General features: G+C 41.5%; 13 protein-coding genes. 11 read left to right on the top strand and 2 right to left on the bottom strand.

The features are described 5' to 3' along the window. Positions 1 to 36 precede the first annotated feature (36 nt). From J4N24_RS02860 to J4N24_RS02835, 6 genes are all read left to right on the top strand, one after another. On the top strand, positions 37 to 1,986 hold the full coding sequence (locus tag J4N24_RS02860) for a glycoside hydrolase family 97 protein (protein WP_207532118.1): 1,950 nt from the start codon (positions 37 to 39) through the stop codon (positions 1,984 to 1,986). Positions 1,987 to 2,413: 427 nt separating this feature from the next. After that, positions 2,414 to 2,947: a hypothetical protein gene (locus J4N24_RS02855; protein ID WP_207532117.1), complete on the top strand. Its 534-nt coding sequence runs from the start codon at positions 2,414 to 2,416 to the stop codon at positions 2,945 to 2,947. A 238-nt stretch (positions 2,948 to 3,185) separates the two neighbouring features. Then, complete coding sequence (locus J4N24_RS02850; protein WP_207532116.1) at positions 3,186 to 4,082, top strand: ROK family protein; 897 nt, start codon at positions 3,186 to 3,188, stop codon at positions 4,080 to 4,082. Positions 4,083 to 4,307: 225 nt separating this feature from the next. Next, the gene (locus tag J4N24_RS02845) at positions 4,308 to 5,333 is read left to right on the top strand and encodes a LacI family DNA-binding transcriptional regulator (protein WP_207532115.1); all 1,026 of its coding nucleotides are present in this window, start codon (positions 4,308 to 4,310) and stop codon (positions 5,331 to 5,333) included. 73 nt (positions 5,334 to 5,406) lie between these two features. Beyond that, positions 5,407 to 6,300 (top strand): sulfite exporter TauE/SafE family protein, encoded by an 894-nt coding sequence (locus tag J4N24_RS02840; protein WP_207532114.1) that lies wholly within the window; start codon positions 5,407 to 5,409, stop codon positions 6,298 to 6,300. 84 nt (positions 6,301 to 6,384) lie between these two features. After that, complete coding sequence (locus tag J4N24_RS02835; protein ID WP_207532113.1) at positions 6,385 to 6,909, top strand: hypothetical protein; 525 nt, start codon at positions 6,385 to 6,387, stop codon at positions 6,907 to 6,909. On the opposite strand, the gene J4N24_RS02830 is transcribed toward J4N24_RS02835, so the two are convergent. Further along, the gene (locus J4N24_RS02830) at positions 6,866 to 8,368 is read right to left on the bottom strand and encodes a PQQ-dependent sugar dehydrogenase (protein WP_207532112.1); all 1,503 of its coding nucleotides are present in this window, start codon (positions 8,366 to 8,368) and stop codon (positions 6,866 to 6,868) included. The two genes, J4N24_RS02835 and J4N24_RS02830, sit on opposite strands and share 44 nt — an antisense overlap. A 267-nt stretch (positions 8,369 to 8,635) precedes the next feature. On the opposite strand from J4N24_RS02830, the gene J4N24_RS02825 reads away from it, so the two are divergent. The 5 genes from J4N24_RS02825 to J4N24_RS02805 all read left to right on the top strand — a co-directional run bounded on the left by J4N24_RS02825 (position 8,636) and on the right by J4N24_RS02805 (position 17,335). Beyond that, positions 8,636 to 11,167: a beta-L-arabinofuranosidase domain-containing protein gene (locus tag J4N24_RS02825; protein WP_207532111.1), complete on the top strand. Its 2,532-nt coding sequence runs from the start codon at positions 8,636 to 8,638 to the stop codon at positions 11,165 to 11,167. A 123-nt stretch (positions 11,168 to 11,290) separates the two neighbouring features. After that, positions 11,291 to 12,640: a Gfo/Idh/MocA family protein gene (locus tag J4N24_RS02820; protein ID WP_207532110.1), complete on the top strand. Its 1,350-nt coding sequence runs from the start codon at positions 11,291 to 11,293 to the stop codon at positions 12,638 to 12,640. Then, positions 12,641 to 13,843: a Gfo/Idh/MocA family protein gene (locus J4N24_RS02815; protein ID WP_207532109.1), complete on the top strand. Its 1,203-nt coding sequence runs from the start codon at positions 12,641 to 12,643 to the stop codon at positions 13,841 to 13,843. It abuts the gene before it with no gap. A 4-nt stretch (positions 13,844 to 13,847) separates the two neighbouring features. Continuing rightward, entirely contained in the window at positions 13,848 to 15,236 is a 1,389-nt protein-coding gene (locus J4N24_RS02810) for a 3-keto-disaccharide hydrolase (protein ID WP_207532108.1), read from the top strand. Between the two features lie 5 nt (positions 15,237 to 15,241). Continuing rightward, positions 15,242 to 17,335 carry a glycoside hydrolase domain-containing protein gene (locus J4N24_RS02805; protein WP_207532107.1) on the top strand — a complete coding sequence of 698 codons (2,094 nt, stop codon included), beginning with the start codon at positions 15,242 to 15,244 and terminating at the stop codon, positions 17,333 to 17,335. A 58-nt stretch (positions 17,336 to 17,393) separates the two neighbouring features. Here J4N24_RS02805 and J4N24_RS02800 read toward each other — a convergent pair whose 3' ends face one another. Then, positions 17,394 to 18,173: a response regulator transcription factor gene (locus tag J4N24_RS02800; protein WP_207532106.1), complete on the bottom strand. Its 780-nt coding sequence runs from the start codon at positions 18,171 to 18,173 to the stop codon at positions 17,394 to 17,396. Positions 18,174 to 18,196 lie beyond the last annotated feature (23 nt).

Below are 18,196 nucleotides of genomic sequence, written 5' to 3'. Positions count from 1 at the left end.
AGTGAAGGAAGGCTGCGTTCGAAAACCTGGAATACTATGCTTTTTAAACACACACTCTTATTAAGTTGGCTGTTGTTGGGAACTGCAGTCACATTTGCCCAAAAGAGGTTCTCACTCTCCTCTCCTGATAAGGCTATTCAACTCGATGTTTCTGTTGGGGAATCCATTTTTTATTCTGTGCAGTCTGAATCCGGGGAATTAATTGGGAAGTCGGAAATAGCGTTTAAGACAGATCTTGACAAGGCAAAGAGCTGGAAGGTCAGCAAAAGTCAAACCAGCTCAAGGAACGCAGTCCTTCAACCTGTTATCTACCAGAAAAGTAATTCTATTCAGGATAATTACAATCAATTACACGTCGACTTCAGCAATAGCTTGTCGCTCGAATGGAGGGTATATAACAATGGAATTGCCTGGCGTTGGATCAGCAACAGAAACGGTTCTTACAAGGTTGTGGACGAGAAAGCTGAATTTTCTTTAGATAGAACAGGGAGATCCTGGTATCCGCAGGAAGACGATTTTTATTCTCACAATGAACGCACCTATAAGAATTACAGGATAGACAGTATTGATGCTAAGAAGCTGGCCAGCTTACCCGCACTCTTCGAGGTAAAGGGTACAAAACTGCTGCTGACTGAATCAGGATTATTTAATTATGCGGGTATGTGGCTCCGGGGTAAAGGAAACGGAGCTCTCCGGGCAGTCTTTCCACATTATCCGAAAGAGAAAGCTGTAACCAGTGATCGCGATGAAAAAGTTAATTCGAGGGAGGATTTTATTGCTAAGATTAACGGGCCTCAATCTTTTCCCTGGCGCATTGTGATGATCGAGAAGGAAGATAAGGGTTTATTAAGCAACCAATTAGTTTATCAACTGGCAAAACCTTCTGCTGGTGATTATTCTTGGGTGAAGCCAGGGAAAGTTCAATGGGATTGGTGGCATTATAACAATATCTACGGGGTTGACTTTCGGGCGGGGATCAATAACGACACCTATAAATATTATATAGATTTTGCTTCGAAGAATAAGATCGAATACGTTTTGCTGGATGAGGGTTGGTGCGATACCCGTGATCTGCTAAAGCAATCTCCGGATATTAATGTCGAAGAACTGGCAAGGTATGCAAAGAGCAGGAACGTTGAGCTTATCTTGTGGACAAGCTGGCTGGTTTTGGATAAGCAATTGGATGTGGCCCTCGATCAATTTGCCAAATGGGGAATCAAGGGTATTAAGGTCGACTTTATGCAGCGTGACGATCAGGATATGGTGAATTATTACGAAAAGGTATCCAGGGCTGCTGCTGCAAGGAAAATGATGGTTGACTTTCATGGGGCTTATAAACCTACCGGATGGATCAGGACTTATCCCAACGTATTAACCTCCGAAGGCGTATTCGGCAATGAAATAAGTAAGTTTACAGGTGCCATTGATCCGGAACATACCACCACTTTACCATTTACCCGTATGGTTGCCGGTCCAATGGACTTTACGCCGGGGGGAATGTTAAATGTACAAAAAGATGCTTTCGCCGGAGTAGGAGGGGAGCCCATGACCCTCGGCACCCGTTGTAATCAGATGGCGATGTATGTAGTTTTTGAAAGTCCGCTGCAGATGCTCTGCGACCTTCCAACGCATTACTATAAAGAACCCGATTGTATGAAATTCTTATCCGCCGTGCCAGTTGAATGGGTGAAAACAATTCCCTTACAGGCCAAAGTGGGTGATTACGTGGCAGTTGCCCGACAGGCAAAGAATGGCGACTGGTATATCGGAGCTATGACCGACTGGACCGCACGTAACTTAGAACTCGACCTGTCTTTCCTGGGGAATGCAAAGTATAAGATGGACGTTTGGAAAGACGGAATAAATGCAGACAGGAATGCGAAGGACTTTAAAATGGAAAGTCTTGAGGTAAACCGCAATACGAAACATAAAATAAGTATGACCACCGGAGGCGGTTGGGTAGCAAGACTTCAAATAACACGTTAGAAGGCCTATTTACAAGAGATGCAGGGAATGCGGCTGCCAAGAATATTTTAACAAAGTATTTTGCTAAAAGGTTTTACTTGTTATATTTGCACTGTATCCTCGCAACGGATAATCACACTCTTCTAATTTGGCAAAGATGTATTGCAACAGGCATCATCAGTCGTGTCAGATTTATAAATTGGTTACAGAGCACTCCCAGTGCTCTTTTTTTTTGGTTAATTTCAATGTTAGTAATAAAGATTGAGAGAAATAATTTTGATAAAGCCTTTTGCTAAAACCTTTTAGTTTGTATATTTACTGCTACTAAGATTGTTGTATTTGTTTAAAGCGTATGATAAAGCAAGATACACTGACACATAAGGCACGAACTATATTCCGCGAACTTCGCTCAAATAACTTTGAATATCGGGGGAAAACAATTTGCTGCATGAATTTTCTTATTCCTCTGTATTTAAGTGAATTTATCAAACAAGAAGAGGAACAATTCCATTTGCTTCTCGTCTCCTGGAGGTATTCAACCTTTCTCGAGCCTATTTTAGCTGGTAATAATCCACCAGAGTTAGCGAAAAAAGGTGAAAGTTTAATTTGTGAAGAAGGAGGGGTGGTTGTGGTAAAGGATAATTCTTCAAATATTTTAAATAGAGGCTTACATCTGGCGCAGGAAAAATTAAGATGCCGCGAAGGATCTCTTGTCTTCGCTATTGTTCCCGCTTCTGACCTTTTAATGAAGGAGTTAAGGTCATTACCTGCAAACCTGCCACTAAATCTTATATTAATAGTTCAAGGCAATATTCCTTCTTGTAATTCCGAAGAGTTCAAATGCGGGGGGTGGCACTTAAGTACTACCCGAGGAGAAGATTCAGGGTTTTTAACTAATGTAATTCGGGCCTTTCAGGATGGGGAAATTCAAAAGCCCCAATTAGTGATTGTTGAGACACCATGGGAGCAAATCATTATTTAGGTTGTACTGTTAGTTGTTTCCCTGGAATATGCATATCCTCCATATAGAATCAAAAGAAGGGTGCAGTAATTTTAAAGAAACATTATTTTAAAAATTAATTTGCTAAAACGTTTTATAACGTTATTTTTGTTAGTACCACCGAGTATAATTATAGGACTAACCATTGTTATACCAAATGTAATTTGCAGAGTAAATCATTACGGGGGCTACTACTTATTTTTATACATAAATTTTACATATGAGTAATTCAATAGTGATGGGCGTTGATATTGGGGGCTCTCACATTACTGCAGCACTAGTGGATCTGGATACCAGGAAAGTGCTTCAGGACACCTGGACCAGAAATAATGTAAATTCGCATGATGAGGTGGATGAAATTATTCAGGCATGGACCGAAGCAATAAAAGGTGCTTTTGAATCATTGAAAATTAATATCACTAAGATTGGTATAGGCATGCCGGGGCCATTTGATTACGAAAAAGGAATCTGCTTCGTGAAGAATCAGGATAAGTATGATTCTTTGTATGGCTTGAATATAAAAGAACTTCTTGCTAAAGCTCTTGGCACAAGTCCCGATAGGATTCGTTTCATGAATGATGCCGCCTGTTTTCTTCAGGGGGAAGCATTTGGTGGTGCAGGAAAGGGTTTTTCAAGGATTATAGGGCTTACATTGGGTACCGGATTAGGATCCTCGGTTTATTCAGATAATATGGCTATTGATGCAGACCGCTGGAATTCTCCTTTTAAAGAAAGTATCGCAGAAGACTATCTGTCTACTCGCTGGTTTTTGAAACAATATAAGGAGCTCAGCGGAAATGTTGTTACTAATGTCAGAGTACTTGTTGCTCTTGCCGAAACAGATCCCCTGGCTGCAGAAGTCTTTAGGCAGTTTGGTCAGAATCTAGGACAATTTTTAAATGAATTTATAGCAACAGAGAATCCTGAGGCTATTATTCTGGGAGGGAATATTGCTAATGCTTATGATTTGTTTGAGAGTAGTCTCCATGAATCAATAAGTGATGAGTTTAAAGAAATACCCGTGTTTAAAGCGCTATTGGGAGAAGAGGCAGCCTTAATAGGCGCGTCTAGCCTTTGGTATCATCCAGAAGAAGTAGAAATTGTTCATAAGCACTAGTTGCTAAAACGTTTAAACAACGAGCTCTCTTATATTTTGATTGGTTCAGGCAGATCGCAGATCTTGGTCTGCCTGTTTTTTTGTAAGTTATTATTGATTATTCCCGTTTATCTACCAATTAGTTTAGTTTTAAAATTCAGAAATAATTTATTAAAAATATTCCCTGCAAGGTTACATTTCTCTAACTAAATCGTTTAATATATCTTTGGCTCAAATTTCCCTCCAGTGAAAAGAAAGCTCTCGATAATCGACATTGCAAAGCATCTTAATATATCTACCACAACTGTCTCCTTTATTTTAAATGGAAGAGCAAAGGAGAAGAGGATAAGTGACGAATTGGTAGAACGAGTGCTGAAATTTGTAGAGGAGGTAGGTTACAAGCCTAATGTTTTAGCCAGAAGCCTGCGTACAGGAAAATCAAATATTATCGGTCTACTTGTTGAAAGCATTGCCAACCCCTTTTTCGCAAATATTGCCCGATTAATTGAAAACAATGCCTATAAGAATGGCTATAAAATAATCTATAGTAGTACGGAGAACGATACGGAAAAGACAAAACAGATCTTAAGTATATTTAGGGAGAGACACGTAGACGGTTACATTATTGCTCCGCCAGAAGGGATTGAAGAGGAAGTAACTTCCCTGATAAAATCAGGATCGCCAGTAGTATTATTTGACCGCTTTCTCGAAAATGTTCCTGGTGTTGATTTTGTCGGAGTTAATAGCGTTCAAAGTATTTATACTGGAATGAAACATCTCGTTCTTGAAGGGTATAAGAATATAGGCTTTGTTACGCTTGATTCTTTGCAGTCGCAAATGCAGGATCGCTTGCATGGATATGAGCAGGCTACTGCAGAGTTTAAGCTCACGGAACACGTTAAAGAGGTCTCCTATAACCAGTCTTCGGAAAATATTGTAAGACAAATTGTTTCTTTTCTGAAAAGGAAGAGGGATTTGGATGCTATTGTTTTCGCAACTAATTATTTAGGAATAAGTGGATTAAGGGCAATAAAGGAACTAGGCTTAAAGATTCCGGAAGATATAGGAGTTCTTGTATTCGACGATAATGAGTTGTTTGAACTATACACGCCCTCCATCACTTCCATTGCACAGCCGATTGAAAAGATCTCAGATCAAGTGATTTCTTTGCTTCTCAAGAGATTGGACCAGCAGGAAATAGATCCTCAGAATGAACGGATTATACTTGATACTGAACTTACGGTAAGAGATTCCAGTTCAGGCAGGAAGTAATTGAAAAAATAAAGTCTACCGGTATTATATACTTAATATTTTTCTCTACTTTTGTGACATATTATCCTTCAATATGTCAACAAAGATTCAGCAAGGCACATCGGAACTCAGAACTAAAGCTAACTTCTTATGGTATGCAGTTCCCTCAGTGTTAGTGGTCGGCTTACTCGGAATACTTGTTTTTAATTATCACGCCAGTTTTTCGATAGATGCTGTAAAGCAGGGCTTAGATTCCGAATTTTTCATTTTCCTGTTAATTGGCGTTTTTGCCCAATTAGTGGATGGGACTCTTGGAATGGGTTACGGAGCTACCTCAACCTCTCTATTGCTCTCCTTTGGAGTACCTCCCGCCATTAGTAGTATGGGCGTGCATGTTGCTGAGATGTTCACTACGGGGGTTTCCGCTGTTTCCCACTATAAGTTTAAAAATATTAATAAGAAACTTGTATTAAACCTCCTTATACCTGGTGTAGCTGGTTCTATACTTGGAGCTTACCTGCTCTCTGATGTTATAGATGGTAATGTTATCAAACCCTATATCGCGGTCTACATGATCATCCTTGCTACAGTCATCATTATAAAGGGATTAAAACGGAATATTCAAAAAAGGAAAACTAAAAAACTGGGAGTTCTTGCCTTATTTGGCGGCTTTATGGATTCAATAGGAGGTGGAGGTTGGGGCCCTATCGTTACCTCCACCTTAATGGGTCAAGGAAGAGATCCGCGTTATACTATTGGCTCAGTAAACACTGCTGAGTTTGCGGTTGCCTTCGCCAGTGGTATTACCTTTATGCTTTTTGACGGTATTAGCGGCTGGAAGGTGATTGCAGGCTTAATTGTCGGAGGAATAATTGCAGCGCCATTAGGAGCCTACCTGGTAAACAAAATTCCAAGAAGGTCCATGACCGTATTGGTAGGGGTGCTCTTGATACTTTTAAGTCTGAGAACTCTTGTAAAATACTTTTAGGTACCCTTCCGGTTAATTTGCTTTCCTTAAATTCGATAACCTTATCCAAGTTTTTTCGTAGTAGTGCTCCTAACAGGAGATATTATGTATTACAAAGCATTTGCAGAAGAGAATAAAGTAAGCGGACGGGCTATATTATCAGCAGTAAACATTCTGAAAGAACATAGTATGAACATTGACGATCTCCTTGCTAAATATGGTCTTACAGGGTTGGTAATGGAGGGATGGTATCATGAACAGGACTGGCTGGACGCTTTGCAGGCCGTCTCAGTAACTTATGGTCCAAATACAATTTTCACGCTGGGTAAAGGAAGAGGTGCCACTGTACCAGACCCGAATGCAGACTTCAAATCTTTGCTGATCAACCTTGATGCTGCATATAAAAGTAATCATATTAATGGCGAAGTGGGTTATTTCCTATTAGAGAGCTTTGACGAAAAAAAGAAATTCGCCAGGTTGAAGATGCATACACCATACCCTCCGGAATATGGGAAAGGCGTGCTAACAGGGATGGTAAGAACATGTAAACCTGATGCTTTTTCATTTCCAAAAGTTAGCGTTGTCCCTATCGAAAATGAGGAGGCCTTTTACCTGGACGTGAACTGGTAGACCTTAGAATTAAATCTCTGATTGCATCAATTTCTTTGTCACTTAGCACTCCTTTCCACGCAGGCATTCCTTTCTTGATAATTCCCTCACTGATGGATCTGGAAATTGCTTCCTTTGATCCCCCGTTCAACCAGAGTTTGTCTACAAGACTAGGCGTACTTTCTTTGCCCTGCATCTTCTGTCCATGACAACCAGCACACAGCTGTAAGTACAGCATCTCGGGCTTTCTGCCGGGACTATTAACCCGTGCAGCTCTGCTGTCGTTAATTGCTTCTGTGAGTTCATTTATAGTACTGATCCGGATGATCCTGTTCTCCGGATCCCTGCTGTCTGCTGGTCTTAATCGCAGAATCAGATCATAGTCCCTTTCGCCCGTCTGCAGCCTGCTCTCTGGAGGATCTACCTGGGAAGTGGAAATATAAATGTATCCCCTGCTGTCTTCAGCTATCGCTCTTATCCGTCCGAAAGTTTTTTTTAAGAGATAATTATAAGATTTTATTTCCGAATCTCTTAACTGGATGTTTAAGATTGCTTCCCCACGCATGCAGCCTACCAGAAGGTTACCTTTTAATGAAGGGAAGGCTTTTCCGGTATAAAATAGGGTTGCAGCGGGGCCTATTGAAGGAGAAAACTCCATTACGGGACTTATCATTGGCTCCTGTATTTCACGGTGATGTACTACCGGCCAACCATAATTGCCGCCCTTGCGGATAATGTTGATTTCGTCACCGCCAGTTGGGCCGTGTTCAGAGCTGAACAATAAGCCTGTCCCTGGTTGAAACGAAATCCCTTGTGGGTTTCTATGTCCGTAACTCCATATCTCTCTTCTTACAGAGTCACCTTTCAATGGATTATCTGCCGGTATAGATCCATCATCATTAAGTCGCAAAATTTTACCGTTAAAGACTTTGATATCCTGAGATAATCGGGGAATATCTGCATCTCCTGTAGTTATATAAAGTTTCAGATCCGGACCGAATTTTAGTCTGCAGCCTGTATGGTTAAAAACTCCCGGTATCCCTTCTATTATTACCTGAGGACTCACCAACCGTTCTTTAAGATAGGTATAGCTAACCACTCTTAGAAAGGTTTGTCCTTCCATACGATAATTATATGCAAGATAAATTTTATGATTTAATGTGAACCCGGGGTGCAGACACATACCTAGTAAGCCCATTTTTCCCTTGACTTCTATGTCTGGTATAGTTAATACCGGGAGGTCTTGCAGCGTATTATCTCTAAAGAGCCTCACCTTACCATTGCGTTCAGTGAACAAAAGGTCATCGTTAGGAAGAAAGCATATATCCCATGGTACCGTAAGGTCTTTCGCAATCGTGTCAACAACAACATTTAGAGCTCCAGCGGGATGTTGAATGGATGGATAAAAAATGCAATTGGTAAATAGGGCAATTGATATTATGCATAATATTATCGCAGTATTTCGAAGCCCCTTTACCATATATCAAAAATTTAGTTGTGTGTAGTTCCAGAAAAACAGAATTCTTCTCAAATTTAATTAAAGCGGGATTTTTAGCTAGGCCCCTAAGAAGTTGCAGGATTTAATGGATCTGCAAAACGCAGCCTGATTGCTTTAAACCGAGGTTTTGGATTTTTTTTCATCGGGAAATTGAGACAAATCAACCAAAGCTTGAGAATTAAAGAAGCCTTGTAATAGTGATTTTTGAAGAGCTAAGGAAGGACAGACACACACACACAAAACCATTATATGCGTACATCACACGGGCTGTTAACCGGAGTGCTGTTAGTGATATTAAGCCATGGGAAAGTTACCGCCCAGGAAAACACTAGAGCAGATTATGCTTTTTCAAAAGCACCCTTGTATCCATTAGCTAATGCTGAACTTCCACTAGGTAGCATTAAAGCAAAAGGATGGTTATTAAAACAGCTAGAGCTTCAGGCAGATGGTGCCACCGGTCATGCAGAAGAGCTTTACCCTGAATCTGACAATCTGGGCCAGGGTTCTGACTGGCTGGGAGGTACAGGTAAAGGATGGGAAAGGCCTGCTTACTATGTTAAGGGCTTGGTTGCGCTTGCTTATACGCTTAATGATGAAACTTTAAAAGAAAAAGCCCGCAAATGGATCGATCATATCCTTAACAGCCAACAGGAGAATGGTCTTTTCGGACCGCCGCAAATGAATGACTGGTGGCCACGTATGCCGGTGTTATACGCTCTGAAAACCTATTATGAAGCTACACGAGATGAACAAGTTATCCCTTTTTTAAGCAAGTATTTTGAATATCAACTGCTGAACCTTCCTGCTAACCCTTTAAGGGATTGGAGCAGGTCGAGGGCGGCTGATAACATTGAAGTGGTCCTCTGGCTATACAATAAGACCGGTGAGAAGTATTTGCTCGAGCTGGCAAGCTTGTTGGAGAAACAAGCCTATCCCTGGAAGCAGATCTTCACTCAAAATTTCTTTTACCATTTTGGTGATGATTTCCACCCCAAGCACGCAGTAAGTGTAGGTCAGGCTTTACGCTTTCCGGCAATAGCCTATCAGCATAAGCCGGATAAAACGTATAAAGCGGCTTTTTTCAAAGGGATTGATCACCTGGACAGGGATCATCTTCAGCCAACCGGAATAGCATCAGGCACAGAATTCCTTGCCGGTAAAAGCTCAGTCCAGGGGGTGGAAACGTGTACGGTTGTTGAATGGATGCAAAGCCTGGAAACTGCAGCGCGGTTCTTTGAAGATGCTAGTATAGGAGACCGGCTTGAGAAAATAGCATTCAATACCCTTCCTGCACAGTTTAGCCCCGACTTGAAAGAGCATCTTTATTATACGCAACCCAATCAGCTGCGATGTATGCAGGGCAATAACGGTTTCGATGAAGATTATCCGGAGGCGCTACTTTTAAGTCCCTACTCGGGGATGGGTTGTTGCCGCTTCAATATGCATATGGGCTGGCCCTATTTCGTAAAGAACAGCTGGGCGGCTACCCCCGACGGAGGTCTGGCTATAATAGCTTATGCGCCTGTAGAAGTACGGGCATCCGTGGCAAATAACATTCCGGTAAAGATCACAGCAGAAACCGATTACCCTTTCGGGGAACAGGTAAAGTTGAATCTATCCATGAAAGAACCTGCTTTTTTTCCTTTACGTTTACGAATTCCGGCCTGGTGCACTAAAGCAAGCATAAAGGTGAATGGAAAGCTCCAAACTGGTTCTACTGCAGGAAATATTCTGGCTTTGAAAAGGGAATGGAAAGATGGGGATGAAGTTCTGTTAAATTTTCCAATGGCAGTGAAATTAACAAAACAGGTGAATAATGCAGTAAGTGTGGAACGAGGGCCTCTGGTATATGCATTAAAAGTTAATGCCAGAAAGCTAGTTACCAAGGTGCATCCGGTAGCTGGCTTCGCCGATTATGAGCTCTACCCAGTTAAAGATTGGAACTACGGACTTTTATTGAACAATGAAAATTTGAATGAACAGGTCATTGTAGAAAAAAGCAATCTGACCAATGATCCCTTCAACCCTGATAATACTCCGGTAGTGCTGAAGTTTAAAGGAAAAAGGATTCCCGGCTGGACAATGTCCTACAACAACATCTCCGCTTTTGAGGTTCCTTACAGTCCGCTACCATCTACTGAACCAGAGGAAGAACTTCGTCTGATCCCCTATGGGGCTGAAAATCTCAGGGTCTCTATTTTCCCTTTAATAGGCCCAGGAAAGGCAACGAAAAATAAGTTCAGTGCCGACTTTAATGATGGGAAGATGAATGATTGGATCTTTTATGGTGGAGGGTGGTTTGTGAAAGATCAGGCCATCTGCAACGCATCCAACCACGGATCATGGGGAGCAGGCATTCACGGATCGAAGTTGGTTGCCCCTTCTGTGGATGTGAGCGATTTCATCCTGCAAACGGATATTGTGCCCGGAAAAATCGGTGATTCAGGAGTTATATTTCGTGTTTCAAACCCATCTATCGGGGCTGATTTTTATAAAGGGTATTATGTGGGCATCAGTCCCGGGTTTAATCGTTTAGAGATTGGTAAGGCTGGATCTGGGAATTACAAAATGCTGAACTCGGTTCCATTTAAAGTTAGTCCTGGACAAAAGTATCGCTTGAAGGTAAAGGCAGCAGGCTCCTTGATTGAGGTTTTTATTGACAATACAACAAAGCCTCTTGTTTCTGTAACTGATACAGAATACATCAGCGGCTCAATCGGGCTTCGATCATACGATGGAATGCCATCGTATGATAACATTGTTGTGACAGGACTGAAATAGGGGATGTATAATGCTAGAATTTGAATAAACGCTTGTGTTTTGCGTTTAAATTTCTGACATTTCTGAACCTAATGAAATAATTATAAACTAATCGATTTTCTGCATTTGAAAAAACCTTGTTAAATGACTTCAAGAAGGGAATTTATCAGACAGGCTGCTGTTGCAGCCGCGGGTACTTATTTAAGTACTTTACCTTTTACAGCTAAGAGTTATAGCCGGATAATAGGAGCCAATGATCGTGTGCGCGTGGGGATAGTAGGCTTTTCCGACCGTTTCAGGACCTCGCTTTTTCCAGCTTTTACCGCCCATCATTCAAAGTTGAACTTTGATATTGTTGCCTTGTCTGACCTCTGGAAGCTTCGCCGCGAGGAGGGCCAGGCTTTTTTGGAGCAGAAACTCAACCAGAAAATTAAGCCTTGTGTGAATAATGAGGAATTGTATCAGATGAAAGACCTTGATGCAGTTATCATAAGTACAGCCGATTTTCAGCATGCCCTCCATACTATTGAAGCTGTAAAGGCAGGGTGCGATGCCTATGTTGAGAAACCTTTTGCAGAAACCATGGAAGACAACAGGGCGGCATTGAAGGCGGTAAAAGCGACAGACAGGATAGTTCAAATCGGTTCACAAAGACGTAGTGGTGCAAATTACCATGCAGCTGCTGACTTTATCAAACAAGGAAAGTTTGGCGATATAACCATGGTAGAGTTGACCTGGAATGTAAATCAACCCGGACGGTGGAGACGGCCAGGTTTGATCACTAAGCTAAAGGAATCTGATACTGATTGGAAAAGGTTTTTAATGAACCGGCCCTTCGAGCCATGGGATCCACGTAAGTATTTGGAATACCGCTTATTCTGGCCTTATTCTTCAGGGATGCCAGGTCAATGGATGAGTCATCAGATTGATACGGTTCATTGGTTTACTGGTTTAAAACATCCCAGGAGTGTGGTATCAAACGGTGGAATTTATATGTGGAATGACGGCAGGAAGAATTGGGATACTACAACAGCAGTATTTGATTATGGCCTGGAAGGCGATCAGAAGGGCTTTCAGGTAATATTCAGTTCAAGGATGCATAACGGATCTGAGAAGCCCGCAGAGATCTATTATTCAAACGGCGGAGAGCTGAATTTGATCACCAATCAGATTTCCCCTAATGGAGGATTGCAGGAAAATCATGCTGCTGCAATGGGCATGAAAGCTAACTTGTTGCCTACTATTGCTCTTGCAGATGCTTCTATGCAGGTTGTTGCCAGTGCAAATACCGGAGGCGATTGGTTAACTACCAACCATATGCTTAACTGGATGGAATGTATTAGGAGCAGGAGACAGCCGAATGCTCCTGTCGAGGCCGGATATTATCATTCAATCGCCAATATTATGACAACTGCTGCCTCGCACTCCGGGTCAAAAGCAACTTTTGATGAGAAAAAACAGGAAGTAATTGTGAACGGAAAAGTCTTTAAATAAATGTTTAGACGCGACTTTTTGAAGCAGGCAGGATTACTTACAGGGTCTTTGCTACTGCAAAATCAAATGTTGAATGCATTCTCTCATAAGCCGAATGGAATAATTAATCTCGGCGTTATTGGTACTGGCGACCGTGGAAAAGGTTTAATGCATACTGCCAGGCAGCTTAATACCTCTTTTCGTGTTTCGGCAATTTGCGATATACTCGATTTCCGCCTTAAAGAGGCAGAAAGGATCCCTGAACAGGGTCGGCTGATGCAATATTCAGACTACAGAAAACTGCTTGACGATAAGAGTATCGAGGCTGTCTTGATAGCTACTCCATTGAACGTCCATTATCCTGCTGCTGTAGCAGCATTAGAGGCCGGGAAACATGTATACCTGGAAAAAACGATGACCTATAATATTTCTGAAGCCCGAAAGCTGGTGAAGCTGGCGCAGAAATACCCTAAACAGGTATTACAGGTGGGGCACCAATACCGGTACATACCTCTGTACTACCGGGTTAAGGATATGATTGATAAAGGTTATCTGGGGAAAGTAACCCAGGTGGAAAGCAGATGGGATAGAAATTGGAATTGGAGACGTAGTGTTCCTAATCCGGCTCTTGAGAAACAGGTTAACTGGCGGATGTATAAAGAGTATTCGGGAGGCCTTGTCGCTGAACTTTTGTCGCATCAGATCGATTTTATTAATTGGGCTTTTAATACTCATCCAGATGAGGTTCTTGGAACGGGAGGCATAGACTTCTACAAAGACGGCAGAGAGACTTTTGATAATGTGCAGGTCGCTTTACGATACAACAAACATAATATGATCGGTAATTTTGGTGCTACATGTGGAAATGCCTATGATGGATATTTGTTCAGGCTAAAAGGGACAAAGGGTACAATATCCTTACTAACAGATCAGGGAGTGTTCTATCCTGAGAAGGAAACGCGTAAGGAGTTGGAGACCATCGATGGTGTGACTGGAGCGTCAAAGATCGAATGGAATACAAATGGAGGCATCCCCATATTGAAGGAGAGATCGAAGGACGGTACATGGTATGCCCTGAACGATTTTTATAAAGCAATAACTACAGGCAGTATGCCTGCGTCCAATGTAATAACCGGAGCTACTACTTCTGTTTGTGTACATCTGGCAAATCAGGCTATTGCTCAGCATGAAATTAAGCCCTGGAAATCAGAATATAATTTTTAAAATTATGAAACTTACACGACTATCTTCTCTGCTTATTCTGGCTGTTTTGCTTCAGCCCTCAATATCTAAAGCAAGCTTTAAACAGCATAAAGATGTGCAAGGAGCGGAGATCTTCGATGGAAAAACCTTAAAAGGATGGAAACCCATGGGTGGAAATGCACCCTTTAAAGTTGAAGATGGAGTAATTGTAGGAACAACAGTCCTTAATTCTCCTAACACCTTCCTGGTTACAGAAAGAGAGTATGGCGACTTTGTCCTGGAGTTGGATATCAAACTAAGCGCAGCTATCAATTCAGGTATTCAAACCCGCAGTCATTACAATCCTGCGCTAAACAAAGGTAAGGGTGCCGTTTACGGCAGGCAGGTAGAAATAGATCCAAGTGACAGGAAGTGGAGCGGGGGAATATATGATGAAAGTAGAAGGCAATGGTTATACCCTCTTTCCTTAAATCCGGGCGCGCAGAACTTGTATAAAAGCGGAGAGTATAATCATGTTAAGATCGAGTGCATAGGCAACGTCACTAAAACCTGGTTAAATGGCCAGCCTGTAGCTTATTTAATAGATACGGTAGATCAGAAGGGCTTCATTGGATTGCAGGTACATAGTGTGTCAAAAGAGGAAGAAGCAGGAAAGAATATCTATTTTAAAAACATCAGTATCAGAACTTCTAACTTAAAACCTGAGCCCTTTCCATCTAACATCTTTGTGGTTAACATGCAGCCAAACTCTTTAAGTATGCAAGAGAAGCAAAATGGCTGGAAACTGTTGTTTGACGGGAAGAGCTCTAAGGGTTGGGTTGGGGCTTACAAGGAAAGCTTCCCTGAAAAAGGTTGGGTAATTAAGGATGGCGTTCTGAGGGTATTGCCGTCAAATGGTGCAGAGTCAACCAATGGGGGCGATATTGTTACTAAAGATAAATTTGGCGCTTTCGACCTTAGCTTTGATTTTAAATTATCTCCAGGGGCTAATAGCGGAGTGAAGTACTTTGTCACCCTTTCTGAAAAAAATGCAGGTTCTGCTATTGGACTTGAATACCAGGTGCTCGACGATAAATTACATCCCGATGCTAAACTGGGACGTGACGGGAACCGCACACTGTCTTCTTTATATGATCTGATGACAGCTAATAAACCTGATCGTTTTCTTCATCCGATCGGTGAATGGAACAGTGGGCGTGTGGTCGTCTATCCTGATAACCGGGTTGAGCACTATCTTAATGGAGTGAAAGTTTTGGAGTATGTAAGAGGCTCAAAGGAGTTCCGGGACCTGGTAGCTATCAGTAAATACAAAAATTGGATCAATTTCGGGGAGGCACCTGAAGGCCATATTCTATTGCAGGACCATGGCGATGATGTAAGTTTTAGAAGTATTAAGATTAAAAATCTCAATTGATTTCCTTGAAGATTGATCAAACGTACGAAAGCGTACTTCGTAGCCTATATGTACTATTCTTTTTGATTGTACCTTTTTCGGTTGAAGCGCAGGATGGGAGTAGTAAAAATGCAGCTGGTTTAGTAAATGTTTTTTTGGGAACATCAGGAGATCACGGACAACTCTCACCTGCTGCTTCATATCCTTTTAGTATGCTAAGTATTGGTCCGGTAACTTATCCGAATACTCACACTGGTTACGAGCACCTGGCCAAGGTGTTTCAGGGCTTTACTCATAATCGCTTCGAAGGGGTAGGATGCCAGGGAAGCGGTGGGAATATTTTATTGAAACCTTTTCTCGGTGGCTTTGCTGAAAAACAGAAATTGATAAAATATAAGGAGGAAGGAAGCCCTGGTTATTACGGTGTTAGCTTTACCAATGGCATAAAGGCTTCCTTTTGCGTTTCGGAAAAATCAGGTATTCACAAGTATCAGTTTCCAAAGGGGAAGAAAGGTTTGTTAATGGATCTGAGCAGCGTTCTGGCAAACAGGTTCTATGCAGAAGAACATGAAGTTGAAGGGAATTCACTCAGTGGATTCGTAGAGGCCGGTACTACCTGTAATGCTGGCAAGTACAAGTTATTTTATTACCTCGAGTTTAGCCAGCCGGTAACTTGGGAGAAACATGGAGATCATCAATATCTAATAAGACTAGAGGAAAACCTTAGTGATCTGGAAATGCGTATTGCCTTTTCATCTGTAAGTCCTGATTACGCAAAAAAGGATATTAAGTACGAAACTTTTTCCGGCATGAGAACTGAAAGTACTAACGAATGGAATCGCCAGTTAAGCCGGATTACGGTGGAAGGGGATAAGGAACGTGCAAAACTTTTTTATTCTCTTCTTTATCGCGCTCTTCAATCCCCTTACAAGATTTCAGAAAAGGACGGAACATTTCGCGGTAATGATGGCTCTTTACAACACGGAAAAAGTGATTTTTATAATGGCTGGGCAATCTGGGATAACTACAAAACTCAACTACCTTTATTGTCATTTGTTTTTTCGGAGAGGTATCAGGACATAGCTAAATCTATTGCCCATTTATATCGATTTGGTAAGAAGGATTATGCTACCCAGAATGAGCCCTCAAATACCGTACGAACTGAGCATGCAGTGGTTGTATTACTGGATGCACTGCGAAAGGGCTACCCGCTGCCTCTCAAAGGTATCCTTGATCCTATAAAAGCAGAAATGGATCAGCTTAATTTCTCCAGTCCTGATAAAGCTCTTGAATCCTCTTATGATTTATGGGCATTTACCGAGCTACTCAAAGACTTGAAGAAAGATGAGCTGAGTAAGAAATACTACTTAAAGACCCTTGAATACAAGAACTACTGGAAAAAAGATTTTCAGGACCTGGGTAAGGGTGATCTAGATGCTATGTCGGCAAGAAAGATGTATCAGGGAACAGTATGGCAGTACCGCTGGCTGGTGCCATACGATATAAAAGGATTGAAAGAGCTGGCAGGTGGAGAGGATGAATTTATTAAACAGTTAGATGGTTTTTTTGAGGGAGATTACTATAATCATGCTAATGAGCCGGACATTCAGGCACCCTATTTATATCATGCCACCAGGGAACCATGGAAGTCGCAGGAACTCATGAGGAAGATCGCTGTCGATACTATGGTGCAAAATTATTTCAATGATAATAGCAAGGGGATAGGCTCTTATATCGGGCGGATCTATAAAAATGAAGCTCAAGCTTATCTTAGAACAATGGACGATGATGCAGGGGCAATGTCCTCTTGGTTTGTTCTCGCTGCTTTGGGTATTTCACCAGCTTGCGTGGGTGAGCCTGTTTATTATATTCACCTGCCCTTGTTCAAAACATTAAAAGTTGCGCTTCCTCAAGGCAAGACGATAAAGCTTAATATTAAAAACTACTCAAACGATCATTCATTTGTCAGCGCGGTGTATTTGAACGGCCAGAAGCTCAATAGGAACTGGATTAGTCACCAGGAGCTTATGGAAGGAGGTACCCTGGAGTTTATCTCTTCTGCTACCCCAAACAAAGCCTGGGGTACTACTGAGCAGTGGATATCTTCTCTCGATAAATAATAATACAGCAGACAAGCTTAGTTTCTTTTAATTGCTGGAAAGCCTATGAGAAGTACTTCTAGTACTTCTCATAGGCTTTCTTTTTTAAATCATTCAAATATTCCATCGGGCTTAGCTTAAAATGCTTCTGAAAGTTCTTGCCAAACACACTTTGTGACCTGAAGCCTACCTTTTTTGCTATTTCAAATAAGGTAAATTCATTTTGAGCAATAAGATCAGCAGCTTTTTGTAACCTAATAACGTTTATCAGAGCTTTAGGAGAAAGATTAGAAAGCGAGCTGATCTTGCGGTAAAACGTAGGTCTGCTCATGTTCATATGATCTGCCAGCTTATTAATATCGATGTCCGGATCTCTCATATTTACATGTATGTAATCTTCCAGTTTCTGCAGGAATTGTTCGTCCATCTTGGAATATGCGAGTTCACGTCGGTCGTTAATAGGATCTACTGAAAAATGCTCTTTCACCTTCATCCTGTTTTTTAAGAGGTTAGCTACTTGGAGGCGTAGGAATTCAGGCGCAAAAGGTTTTTGTATATAAGCATCGGCACCAACTTCTAGGCCTTCTATATGCGCCTGGTAGGTGTTTTTTGCGGTAAGAAGGATTATAGGGATATGGCAGTATTCAACCCTCGATTTAATTAGTTTACAGAGTTGAAATCCGTCAATTCCAGGCATCATGATATCTGATATAATAAGGTTCACCATGTTATTCTGGAGAATTTCCTGCGCTACTTCTCCATTAATAGCAAGATGCAACTTATAAACTTCGCCAAGCACCTGAGAAAGAAAGTCTAATATATCTTCGTTATCGTCTATTATTAAAATACTATCCTTCATATAATCCTTTTGTAAATCCTGAT

Source organism: Desertivirga arenae (assembly GCF_017355785.1).
In the GTDB taxonomy this organism is placed as follows: domain Bacteria; phylum Bacteroidota; class Bacteroidia; order Sphingobacteriales; family Sphingobacteriaceae; genus Desertivirga; species Desertivirga arenae.
Note: the sequence above shows the minus strand (reverse complement) of the source record. Positions and strands in the feature narration are given on the sequence as shown.

Coding starts and splice junctions, on each gene's coding strand:
- J4N24_RS02860 (WP_207532118.1), top strand. CDS start 37: ATGCTTTTTAAACACACACTCTTATTAAGTTGGCTGTTGTTGGGAACT.
- J4N24_RS02855 (WP_207532117.1), top strand. CDS start 2,414: ATGAATTTTCTTATTCCTCTGTATTTAAGTGAATTTATCAAACAAGAA.
- J4N24_RS02850 (WP_207532116.1), top strand. CDS start 3,186: ATGAGTAATTCAATAGTGATGGGCGTTGATATTGGGGGCTCTCACATT.
- J4N24_RS02840 (WP_207532114.1), top strand. CDS start 5,407: ATGTCAACAAAGATTCAGCAAGGCACATCGGAACTCAGAACTAAAGCT.
- J4N24_RS02835 (WP_207532113.1), top strand. CDS start 6,385: ATGTATTACAAAGCATTTGCAGAAGAGAATAAAGTAAGCGGACGGGCT.
- J4N24_RS02830 (WP_207532112.1), bottom strand. CDS start 8,368: ATGGTAAAGGGGCTTCGAAATACTGCGATAATATTATGCATAATATCA.
- J4N24_RS02825 (WP_207532111.1), top strand. CDS start 8,636: ATGCGTACATCACACGGGCTGTTAACCGGAGTGCTGTTAGTGATATTA.
- J4N24_RS02820 (WP_207532110.1), top strand. CDS start 11,291: ATGACTTCAAGAAGGGAATTTATCAGACAGGCTGCTGTTGCAGCCGCG.
- J4N24_RS02815 (WP_207532109.1), top strand. CDS start 12,641: ATGTTTAGACGCGACTTTTTGAAGCAGGCAGGATTACTTACAGGGTCT.
- J4N24_RS02810 (WP_207532108.1), top strand. CDS start 13,848: ATGAAACTTACACGACTATCTTCTCTGCTTATTCTGGCTGTTTTGCTT.
- J4N24_RS02800 (WP_207532106.1), bottom strand. CDS start 18,173: ATGAAGGATAGTATTTTAATAATAGACGATAACGAAGATATATTAGAC.